11 protein-coding genes are annotated in these 10,175 nt (G+C 73.3%); 5 read left to right on the forward strand and 6 right to left on the reverse strand.

Translation table 11 applies throughout. The annotated features are described in order from the left end of the window. Positions 1-115: 115 nt before the first annotated feature. The 5 genes from ACIQZO_RS12135 to ACIQZO_RS12155 all read right to left on the reverse strand — a co-directional run bounded on the left by ACIQZO_RS12135 (position 116) and on the right by ACIQZO_RS12155 (position 4,864). Entirely contained in the window at positions 116-1,411 is a 1,296-nt protein-coding gene (locus tag ACIQZO_RS12135) for a hypothetical protein (protein ID WP_403623970.1), read from the reverse strand. Between the two features lie 258 nt (positions 1,412-1,669). Then, on the reverse strand, positions 1,670-2,893 hold the full coding sequence (locus ACIQZO_RS12140; RefSeq protein WP_403623973.1) for a S8 family peptidase: 1,224 nt from the start codon (positions 2,891-2,893) through the stop codon (positions 1,670-1,672). Between the two features lie 115 nt (positions 2,894-3,008). Beyond that, positions 3,009-3,899, reverse strand: a complete 891-nt coding sequence (locus ACIQZO_RS12145) for a hypothetical protein (RefSeq protein ID WP_403623976.1) — start codon at positions 3,897-3,899, stop codon at positions 3,009-3,011. 84 nt (positions 3,900-3,983) lie between these two features. Beyond that, on the reverse strand, positions 3,984-4,328 hold the full coding sequence (locus ACIQZO_RS12150) for a protein kinase (protein WP_403623979.1): 345 nt from the start codon (positions 4,326-4,328) through the stop codon (positions 3,984-3,986). A gap of 86 nt (positions 4,329-4,414) precedes the next feature. Next, a complete protein-coding gene (locus ACIQZO_RS12155; protein WP_403624275.1) occupies positions 4,415-4,864 on the reverse strand; it encodes a GNAT family N-acetyltransferase in 450 nt (149 codons plus the stop codon). A gap of 98 nt (positions 4,865-4,962) precedes the next feature. Here ACIQZO_RS12155 and ACIQZO_RS12160 point away from each other — a divergent pair, with 98 nt between their 5' ends. Continuing rightward, entirely contained in the window at positions 4,963-5,733 is a 771-nt protein-coding gene (locus tag ACIQZO_RS12160; RefSeq protein ID WP_403623981.1) for an alpha/beta fold hydrolase, read from the forward strand. A 111-nt stretch (positions 5,734-5,844) separates the two neighbouring features. Here ACIQZO_RS12160 and ACIQZO_RS12165 read toward each other — a convergent pair whose 3' ends face one another. Beyond that, the gene (locus ACIQZO_RS12165) at positions 5,845-6,363 is read right to left on the reverse strand and encodes a hypothetical protein (protein ID WP_403623984.1); all 519 of its coding nucleotides are present in this window, start codon (positions 6,361-6,363) and stop codon (positions 5,845-5,847) included. Positions 6,364-6,555: 192 nt separating this feature from the next. Between ACIQZO_RS12165 and ACIQZO_RS12170 the strand changes: the two genes are divergently transcribed. From ACIQZO_RS12170 to pstA, 4 genes are all read left to right on the forward strand, one after another. After that, positions 6,556-7,023: a phospholipase gene (locus ACIQZO_RS12170; RefSeq protein WP_403623987.1), complete on the forward strand. Its 468-nt coding sequence runs from the start codon at positions 6,556-6,558 to the stop codon at positions 7,021-7,023. Between the two features lie 194 nt (positions 7,024-7,217). Beyond that, positions 7,218-7,736, forward strand: a complete 519-nt coding sequence (locus ACIQZO_RS12175; RefSeq protein ID WP_403623990.1) for a hypothetical protein — start codon at positions 7,218-7,220, stop codon at positions 7,734-7,736. Then, the gene (gene pstC, locus ACIQZO_RS12180) at positions 7,733-8,770 is read left to right on the forward strand and encodes a phosphate ABC transporter permease subunit PstC (protein ID WP_403623993.1); all 1,038 of its coding nucleotides are present in this window, start codon (positions 7,733-7,735) and stop codon (positions 8,768-8,770) included. Before ACIQZO_RS12175 ends, pstC begins: the two co-directional genes overlap by 4 nt. Further along, entirely contained in the window at positions 8,767-10,113 is a 1,347-nt protein-coding gene (gene pstA / locus ACIQZO_RS12185; protein ID WP_403623996.1) for a phosphate ABC transporter permease PstA, read from the forward strand. The genes pstC and pstA overlap by 4 nt, the downstream gene beginning before the upstream one ends. Positions 10,114-10,175 lie beyond the last annotated feature (62 nt).

The raw sequence follows: 10,175 nt of genomic DNA on the forward strand, positions 1-10,175 counted from the left end.
GGGCGCGGGGGGGGGCGCGGGGGGGGGGGGGGGGGCCCCGCGGGGCGCGGGGGGGGGGGGGGGGGGGGGCCGGCCCCCCCCCCCCCCACCACCCTGGGTCGAGCGGCCGTACGGGTCAGGCGATCGAGAAGGTCACGACCGTCTGGTAGGTGTCCGCGAACATGAAGGGCGGGAGCTGGATCATTCCGGCGCCGCCGACGGCGAACTCACCACCGGTCAGCTCCTCCCCGCCGGCGGCCTGGGAGGCCACCTTCATGGGGACGTCGGAGATCGCGCCCGGGGTGCCCGCGGTGCAGGTGCTCGGGCTGTCCGGGTTGGTCACGGTGCAGGACGGCTGGATGCCGATCTGCGCCTTCGCCATCGAGTGGCCGGTGGTCTGGTTCAGGAACGGCGTACGCGTCGCCGTCACGTCCCAGCCGAGCGAGCCGCCGCGGAAGTCCTGGACGGTCGCGGCGTTGAAGACGCCGACCACCGACTGGGCCTTGCCGTTGATGGTGACCGCGCCGAAGCTGACGGCCGGCTGGCCGTCCTTCGGGCCGAGGGCCAGCGGCCCGGGCAGGACCTCGACGTCGACCGGGTTCTTCACACCGGCCTGCTCCTCCAGGAAGACGAAGGACTTGTACGGGGTGATCGAACCGTCGATCCGGATCGCGTCGGCCTTCTTGGTGACCGTGAGGTTGCAGGTGGCGGCGCCGCTCGCGTCCGCCGTGCCCGCACCGGTGTCACCGGTCGCCGTGCCCGCGAGCAGGGCGGAGCAGGTGACTGGGCCGGCCGGGAAGTTGGCGCCGGTCACGGCGACGGCGGTGCCCGCCGGGCCGCTGTTGGGCGTCAGCTTCGTGGTGACCGGGTCCTTGGGCAGGGCCTCGACCGCGACCGAGCCGAGCGAGGCGCTCGGGCGCGGGGCCGGGGTACAGGTGGTGGTGAAGACCGAACCGGAGAGGTCCGCGTCGGTCACCGCGAGGTCGAGGGCGACCTGGACGGTCGTGCCCTCGGTGCCGTCCGGGATCTTGATGGTTCCGGAGAACGCCTTGGGGTCGAGCGGCTGCCCGGCCACGACGGAGACGGTCTCCGGCGGGCTGGTGACCACCTGGGTGGTGGTCCCCACCTTGAGAGTGATCTTGGAGGTGTTCACCGTGGTGACGGAGAACGAGGGGATCAGGGGGCTCGCGCCCGGGTCGATCGTGATCGGCACGACGTCGCCGGCCTTGGCTCCGTCGGGCAGGGTGACCGTGTAGTTCTGGTTGCCCGAGCCGTCCGGCTGCGGCGCCGGGGCGTCGCAGTTCTCGAAAACGGCTGTGGTCTTGGTCGCGGCCTGCGCGGAACCCGTCAGGGCCACCACGCCGCCCGTCAGGGCCAGAGACAGGGCTCCCGCCCCGGCCAGCACTCTTCGTCGATAGGTTCTCGTACTCACTGGGTCGCGACTCCTTCGTCATGACGAACCCCTCCCCCCACCCGCTGTGTGGGGGAGGCCGAGCCGGTGCGGTGGCCGATATTGACGCGTCGCCGTGATGAGAAGTCAATGACTTGCTTTCGCCCGAAGCGCACAGAAATTGATGGGCCATCAGAGAGAGTCTGATGGCCCATCGGATACCGACTGGTCGGGGTGGGTGCCGGGGTGGGTGCCGGGGTGGATGTCCGGTGGATGCCGGGGTGGATACGGAAGGGACGTCTAGCGTCCGGTGGGGGTGTGGAGCAGCAGGTTCGGGGTGCCGGCCGGGAGACCGGAGATCCGGTCGGGCACGGCGCTGCGCAGCAGTTCCGCGGACACCTGAGCCGGGGTGCGCGCGATACCGCGCGCGAGGATGAGGGCGGCGACCCCGGCCACGTGCGGGGCGGCCATCGAGGTGCCGGAGGCGCGGGCCGTGGCGGTGGCGGTGCCCTTCCACGCCGAGGTGATGCCCACGCCGGGCGCCGAGAGGTCCACGCAGCGGCCGTGGTCGGAGAACGGCGCCCGCCGGTCCGCGGCGTCGGTCGCGCCGACCGTGAGGGCCTGGGGGACGGCGGCCGGGGATCCGGAGCAGGCGTTCGCGCCGTCGTTCCCGGCGGCCACGGTGACGGTGATCCCCCTGGCCACGGCCCGGGCCACCGCCGCGTCGAGCGCGTAGCTGCGGGTGCCGCCGATGCTCATGTTGGCCACGGCCGGGGTGGCGGGGGCCTTGGCGGCGTCCTTCACCACCCAGTCGAGACCTTTGATCAGGGCCGACAGGGCGGCGGAGCCACGGCAGTCGGCCACCTTCACGCCCACGAGCGAGACGCCCTTGGCGACCCCGTACGTCTGTCCGCCCACGGTCGCCGCGACGTGCGTGCCATGGCCGTTGCAGTCGCGGGAACTGCCGAGGAACACCGCGTTGTAGCCGTTGCGGGCGCGGCCGCCGAACTCCACGTGCCCGGTGTTGATACCGGTGTCCACGACGTAGACGGTGACGCCCGCGGCCCTGGTGGGGTACGTGTACGAGCCGTCGAGGGGGAGTTCGCGCTGGTCGATCCGGTCCAGGGACCACGGCGCGGGCGCCTGCGGCAGGGACTGGTGGGTGCCGGGCGTGCCGGGGGTGTCGGCGGCGCCCGTGGTGCCGGTAGTGCCGGGGGTGTCGCTGGTGTGGAACTCCGCGTCCGGCTCCACGGAGGCCACCCGGGGGTCGGCGGCCAGGGCGGCGGCCCGGGCGGCCGTGGTGCGGACGGCGAAGCCGTTCAGGGCGGCCCCGTAGACGGCCCCGACCTCGTCCCCGGCGTCCGCCGCCTCGGCGGCCACGGCGCGGGTCGGGGCGCGGGAGGTGGTGTCCTTGAGGACGACGACGTAAGGGGCGGCGGCACCGGAGCCGGGAGCCGGCGGGGAGCTTGTGACGGAAGCGGCGAGGAGGGCGGCGGCGGGGAGGAGCGCGGCGAATGCGGTCATGCGGCCGATGCTCTGCGAGCGGCGGCCCGGGCGCGCGGAGGGTGCGCCGAGTGGGCGCACGACACGCCGCCGCGCGGGCGTATCCGGGCCCGGGCCCGCGCGGTGCCCCGTTCCGTCAGGCGGCCCGCCAGACCGTCATGTCGGCCGACACCAGGGCCGGGAGGTCCGACAGCGTCCGGGTCGACTTGAGCGTGATCACGAACAGCGTGATGTCCCCCGACGGGTGCTTGACGCAGAACTCGCTGCCGGCCGCCGCCAGGTCCAGGGGCCGGCTCTTCTTGTTGGTGTTCTCGAGGGCCTTCCGGCACGAGTCGAGGGAGCCGTTCGGTCCGCCCGACAGCACGGTGATCACGCTGGTGCTGCTCTCCAGCGAGCAGTCGTACTCTCCGCACTTCAGACGGATGTCCCCCGCACGGTCGGCATGCTGGATCGGCTCCTTGATGCCGATCGAGTTGTCCTCGTCCAGGCACAGCTGGGGGTAGGGCATCGCCTTCGGCGGGCCGCTCGGGCTCGGGCTGGGGCTCGGGCTCTGCGTGGACGGGGTGGCCGCCGGGGCCGGTCCCCCGCTCGCCGAGCGGGCCGACCCCGCCGGTGTCCCCTCGGCCGCCGGGAACTGCGCGCGGTCGCGCAGCCCGGCCGCCGCGTTGTCGATGACCGACCATGCCGTGCCCAGTACGAGTGCGACGGCCACCACCGATGCGGCGGAGATCAGCACGTTGCGGCGCCGACGCCTGCGCAGCTGCTCCGGTCCTTCCGGCGTCGTCGTCTGCGGGGGCTGCCACACCTGGCGCATCGCGTGCGGAGGAACCGTCCCCCACACGGGCGCCGGGACGGGAGCGGGCGCCGCCGCGGGTGCGGGCGCGGGCGCCAGTACGGGCGTGGGCGCCGGGGTGGGGTCCGGGACCGGCTCCGGGACCGACAGCTCCGGCCCCGTCACCTCGCGCCAGAGGGCCGGGCCGCCGGCCGCGTCGACGTCCTCGCCCACCAGCTGCCGGCACGCCGCCAAGATCTCCGCGGGAGGTGGCCCGCTGCTGCGGATCGGCGACCAGGCACCGGGCGATCAGCGGTCGCAGCTCCTGCGGCAGTCGGGTCAGGTCGGGCTCGGAGTGCACGATCCGGTACAGCACCAGCGCGGAAGGACCCGTGCCGTACAGCGGCTCGCCCAGTGCGGCGAACGCCGCCGTCCGCCCCAGCGCGAAGACGTCGGCGGCTGCTGTGACCTCACCCGCCGACGCCTGCTCGGGGGCCATGTACTGGGGGTGCCGATGGTCGCGCCGGCGGTGGTGTGCGCCGTGATGTCGGACGCCGGCGAGATGCCGAAGTCGATGACCCGGGGACCGTCGGCGGCGAGGAGCACGTTCGACGGCTTCATGTCCCGGTGCACGATGCCGACGGCGTGGATGGCCTGCAGGGCCTCGGCCACATCTCCGATCAACCAATGAGTTGATCCGCGCTCACCCTAAGTGCCGGTCAGGGCGGAGAGGTTGCCGGGGAGGGCCTGCGGGGAGGGGCCGGACCCGGCTACGGGGCGAGGGGCCAGCCGCGCATCGAGAAGACGCCCTCGTCGCGGGCGCCGGCGGAGGTGTAGGTGGCGAGAGCGGCCTCGTTGTCGGTGTCGACCCCCACCCACATGCCGTAGCAGCCGCGCGCCTTCGCCTCCTCGGCGAGGGCCAGGGTCAGATCGCGGCCGATGCCGCGGCGGCGGTACCCCTCGTCCACGGAGAGCTCGTACAGGCACATTTCCGTGCCCTTGTCGGGGTGGCTCATCTCGATGCCGGAGACCATTGCGGCGGGCACGCCGTCGACGTAGGCGATGAGCATCACGTGACCCGGGGCGGCGAGGAACCGCTCGGACCACTCCTCGCGGGCGGGCCCGTCGAAGAGGGATTCGGCGGCCGTGAGCTCGGCGGGGGTGCTGGCCCGGCGAATGTCCATGGCGGTCACGATAGTGGGCGCATGACGGATGGTCAGCCGATATCCGGCACGGCGTGGCGGCCGTGACTGCCCCGGCCGGCGCACCCCTTAGCCTGTTCCGGCTGTCGGGAATCCAAGGCACGTGGGGGAGCATCGTGAGGAACGCCGTGGTCACGCCGGAGGGCGACCGGATCCGCTGGGTCGAGCTGGCGGGGGAGGAACCGGCCCGGGTCTATGTGCACGGGCTGGGGGCGACCTCGCCCGCCTACTTCGCGGCGAGCGCCACGCATCCGCTGCTGGCGGGGCGGCGTTCGCTGCTGGTCGACCTGCTGGGTCACGGGCACAGTGACCGTCCCGAGGGGTTCTCCTACACCCTCGAAGCGCACGCCGACGCGCTGGCCGCCGCCCTCACCGAAGCCGGTGCGGAGGGCGCCGAGCTGATCGCCCACAGCATGGGCGGCGCCGTCGCCATCGTGCTCGCCCACCGGCACCCCCGTCTGGTGTCCCGGCTGGTGCTCATCGACGCCAACCTGGACCCGCAGCAGCCCGTTCCCGTCATGCCGGGGAGCAGCGGGATCGCCTCCTGCACCGAGGAGGAGTTCCTGGCCGGGGGCTGGGCCGAGGTGCGGGACCGGGTCGGGGCGCACTGGTGGGCCACGATGCGGCTCGCCGGCCGAACCGCCCTGTACCGCACCGCCGTCCACCTGGTCGCGGGCACCACGCCCACCATGCGCGAGCTGCTGCTGGATTCGAAGATCCCGTGCACCTACCTGCTGCCGGAAGCGGACGGCCCGCTCCCGGGCGCCGCAGCCCTGGAGGCCTCCGGTGTGGCCGTGGTGTCCGTCCCCGTGTGCGGGCACAACATCATGCTCGACAACCCTGAAGGCTTCGCCAGCGCCGCCGCCGCGGCGCTGGCCCGCGACTGAACACTCCTTGCCCGTCGCCGTCACACCCGTAGCCGTAGCCGTAGCCGTAGCCGTAGCCGCAGTCGCAGTCGCAGCCGTAGGCCCGCCGAGTGCCCTGCGCCCGCCGGGCGGTCAGCCGTGGGCGCGGGGGGCGGGGGCGCCGTCCCGGGGCCCGGCGCCCGGGGGCGGGGTGCCGTCCGTCCAGGCGTAGACCCGCTTGCCGCGCACCATGACCTGGTACTGGTGGGCGCCGCGGCACTCGGAGCGCACGCCGTCCCGCAGATTGCCGCCCGGCCACCACTTGGCGTGCAGGTCCGGGTTGCCCACGGGCTTCGGCGTGCCCGCGCCGCACTGGGGGGCGTCCAGCGGCGTCGCGCCGAGGGTGAACCGGATCAGCCGGGCCTCGCCGGTCGTGCGCACCCGTATGCGGACGTCGGTGGCGTCCTTGGGTATCCAGGACGGCAGGGCGAACGGTGCCTTCTCGCGTTTGGGAGCATCGGCGGCGCTCGCGAAGCGCTTGCCCTTCTCCTTGTACACCTTGTTGTCGATCGTGTCGGTCACGGGGTTCGGCGGGAGGTTGGGCAGTGCGAAGGCGGCGGTGGCGAGTACTCCCACGGTGGCTGCGGCGATGACGAGCGGGCGGCGGTTCATGTTCTCCAGTCTCGACGGGCGGACCCCCGTCGCGCGTCCCTCCTCAGGACGAAACGAGAGTGCGCCGCAAGTCCCATACGGACTCATACCTGGGAGGGTGTCGGGTCCGGTCGGATCGACGCGCAGTAACCGGAGGGTGCCCGGGGCAGTTGGCCGGAGGTGACCCCCTCCGCCCAGGCACCGAGGAACCCCATGCGCCGTCGCCTCCTCCTCCCCGCTCTCGCCACCGCCGCCACCGCGCTGCTCGCCGTCGCCCCGGTAGCCCGGGCGGGCGCCGCACCGCAGGTCCCGGCCGACAAGCCGCAGGTGCTGAGCCGCTGGACGCAGACCAGTGCCGCCAGTTACCACGCATGGGCACAGGCGCGCGAGCACCGGGCGCCCTGGGCCGCGTACGCCTTCGACTGGTCGACGGACCAGTGCACCTCGTCCCCCGACAACCCCCTCGGCTTCCCCTTCGCGGACGCCTGCGCGCGCCATGACTTCGGCTACCGCAACCACCGTGCGGCAGGACTGTTTCCGGCCGCCAAACAACGGTTGGACCTGGCGTTCCACGCGGACCTGAAGCGGGTCTGCGCCCAGTACTCGGGCCCCCGCCGGAACTCGTGCGACGGCACCGCCCAGATGTACTACCAAGCCGTCCGCCTCCTCGGAATCTCCTAGGGATCACAGGGCCCACACATGCCCCCTCCTCTCGTTCACATGTTCTCCGTTTCTGCTTCACCAATCCGTGTGCCGCACAGCCCTACGCCCCGTGGATTGTCATGCCCGCGGCCATGGGTGGGTGGCCGATTTCAGGCCACGCACGGCTTGTGGGGAAGGGGGGCGGACCGGTGTCTCGGCCACGTTTTCTGTTCGTGTCGTGGGTGGACGTCGTACGACGTCAGGCACCCGGACGCGCCGCGGACCAAGGGGGTGCCGGCGGCTGCCCCGAGGCGGTGACCTGGCGTCTCATCGGCGCCAACAACCACGAACTCGGCCGCAGTCCGCACGCGCACAGCAGCCTCACGGCCTGCTGCTCCTCCGTGGAGCGGCTGCGCGCGGAGGCCGCCAGGGTCAGCACGCTCGTGGTGATGTCCCCCGGCACCGGCACCGGCACCGGTAGCGGGTCGGCGGCGACCGCTGGGGCCACCGCCGGGGGCGGGGCCGGCGCCTGGACCTGGCAGCTCACCCTCGACGAGCAATGCGTGGCCGTCGCCGTCCGCACCTTCCGCCGCCAGCGCGAATGCCGCCACAGCCTCCAGCTCTTCCTGTCCGCCGTCACCGAGGCGCAGGTCGCCTCCGGCGTCACCTACACCCGGCGGCTGCGCGGCCTGCGCCTGCCCGGCGCCGGCGACGCCCCCGGGCTCGCCGTCCGCGGGGGAGGCCTGCTGTGACCACCGCGACCACCGCGACCACGACCGTCGTCGATGCGCCCGAGCCCGCCGACCGGGGCGACACACCCCGCCCCCTCCTCAAGGGCGGCGACCCGGCCGACCGGATCTTCCGCGGCTGGGCCCGCGGCGCCGGCGCCACCGTCCTCCTGATCATGACCCTGGTCGGGGTCTTTCTCGGCGGACGCGCCCTCGAGGCCCTGACCGACGCCGGCCCGGCCTTCCTCACCACCTCCGCGTGGGAGCCGGACTCCCACCACTTCGGCATCGCGACCGTCCTCACCGGCACCGTCCTCATCGGGGCCGTCGCGATCGTCTTCGCCGTGCCGCTCGCCGCGGGTACGGCCCTCTACATCACCGAGTACGCACCGCGCCGCCTCAAGCAGACCCTGATCAGCCTGGTCGACCTGATGGCCGCGGTGCCCAGCGTGGTCTACGGCCTGTGGGGGCTGTTCCTGTTCCAGCCGAGCGTCGTGGGCCTGTCCCGCTGGCTCACCACCTACTTCGGATGGTTCCCGCTCTTCGCCGTCGACGGGGACAGTCCCCGCGACCCGCTCAGCCCGAACACCTTCTACACCTCCTCCACCTTCATCGCCGGCATGGTCGTCGCGCTGATGGTCACGCCGATCGCCTGCTCGGTGATGCGCGAGGCCTTCGCCCAGGCCCCGCCCGGCGAACGCGAGGGCGCCTTCGCCCTCGGCGCCACCCAGTGGGGTGTCATCCGCTCCGTCGTCCTGCCCTTCGGCAGGGGCGGGATCATCGGCGGCACCATGCTCGGCCTCGGCCGCGCACTGGGGGAGACCATCGCCGTCTACCTGATCATCTCCCCGGTCTTCGAGGTGCAGTGGCACCTCCTGCAGAACGGCGCCAACTCCGTGTCCGCCCTCATCGCCCTGCGCTACGGATCCGCCGGCGAGTTCGGGATGTCCGCCCTGATGGCAGCCGGCCTCGCCCTCTTCCTCATGACCCTCGTCGTCAACTTCATCGCGTCCTCGGTCGTCGCCCGCAGCCGCTCCGGAGCGGGGGCCGAAGCATGACCGTCACCACGCACCCGAGCGCCGCGGCCACCGCCGACCCGCCCCGCACCGTCTGCCCCGAGGCCGTCCCCGACGGCCCCGGCACGCCCGCCGAAGAGCGCCGCAACACCTCCTCCCTGCACGCCCGCGACATCCTCGCCCTGCTCGGGGCCGCGGCCGCCGCACTCGGGCTGACCTCGCTCCTCTTCGGGCGCGTGCTGCCCTTCAACGCACCGCTCGGATTCACCGTCGTCCTCTACTTCGCCTTCATGGCGCTGTACGCGGTCCTCGTCTCCCTCGACGAGAACGGCTCGGCCGTCCGCGCCCGCCTCGCCCAGGCCTTCGTCCACAGCGTCGCCGCCCTGCTGCTGGCGGCCCTCCTGCTCGTCGTCGGCTACGCCATCGTGCGCGGCCGGGAGGCACTGGCCCACCTCAACTTCTTCACCGAGGACATGTCCGGTACCGGCCCGCTGGACCCGCTCACCCAGGGCGGGGCCCTGCACGCCATCGTCGGCACCCTGGAGCAGATCGGCATCGCCCTCGCGATCACCGTGCCGCTGGGGCTGGCCTGCGCCGTCTTCCTCAACGAAGTACCCGGCCGCTACGCCCGGTTCGTCCGCACCATCGTCGAAGCGATGACCGCGCTGCCGTCGATCGTCGCGGGCCTGTTCATCTACGCCACCTGGATCCTGCTCCTCGGTCACGACAAGTCCGGCCTCGCCGCCGCCCTCGCGCTCTCCGTGATGATGCTGCCGATCGTCATCCGGGCCTCCGACGTGGTGATCCGGCTGGTCCCGGGCTCGCTCAAGGAGGCTTCCTACGCGCTCGGCGCCGGCCAGTGGCGCACCGTGTGGACGGTGGTGCTGCCCACCGCCCGCTCCGGCCTGACCACCGCCGTGATCCTGGGCACCGCCCGCGGTATCGGCGAGACCTCCCCGGTGCTGCTCACCTCGGGCATCGCGGCCGGACTGAACGCCAACCCCGTCGAGGGGCCGCAGATGTCGCTGCCGCTCGCCACCTTCAGCCTCGTCGGCTACCCGGACAAGACGATGATCGCCCGCGGGTTCGGCTGCGCGGCCCTGCTGATGGGTCTGGTGCTGCTGCTGTTCGTGCTCGCCCGCGTCATCGGCGGCCGGGCCCCCGGACAGCTCAGCCGCGGCCAGCAGCACCGCCGTGTCCTCGCCTCGGTGCGCGACGCGGAGCGCATGGCGGCCAGGGCCGAGCAGCGCGAGCAGGACCTGACCGAGGAGCCGGCGGGGCCGCGGGAGGTGGGCCCCGGCGGGGCGGGAGGGCCGGCTCCGGGGGGTTTCGCTCCCCTCGCGCAGCCGGGGGAGAAGCGACCCGGGCCTCCGCCCCGGTCGTGAGGGAGCCGCGCTCCGCGCGTCCCGCCGCACCACGCTTCGTACGATCCGTCACCGATCAGGAG

This window comes from Streptomyces sp. NPDC097617 (assembly GCF_044761485.1).
GTDB lineage: Bacteria > Actinomycetota > Actinomycetes > Streptomycetales > Streptomycetaceae > Streptomyces.

Bases quoted from the DNA above. Each gene is read 5' to 3' on its own strand.
- pstA (WP_403623996.1), top strand. From the start codon at position 8,767: ATGACCGTCACCACGCACCCGAGCGCCGCGGCCACCGCCGACCCGCCC.
- ACIQZO_RS12165 (WP_403623984.1), bottom strand. From the start codon at position 6,363: ATGAACCGCCGCCCGCTCGTCATCGCCGCAGCCACCGTGGGAGTACTC.
- ACIQZO_RS12170 (WP_403623987.1), top strand. From the start codon at position 6,556: ATGCGCCGTCGCCTCCTCCTCCCCGCTCTCGCCACCGCCGCCACCGCG.
- ACIQZO_RS12140 (WP_403623973.1), bottom strand. From the start codon at position 2,893: ATGACCGCATTCGCCGCGCTCCTCCCCGCCGCCGCCCTCCTCGCCGCT.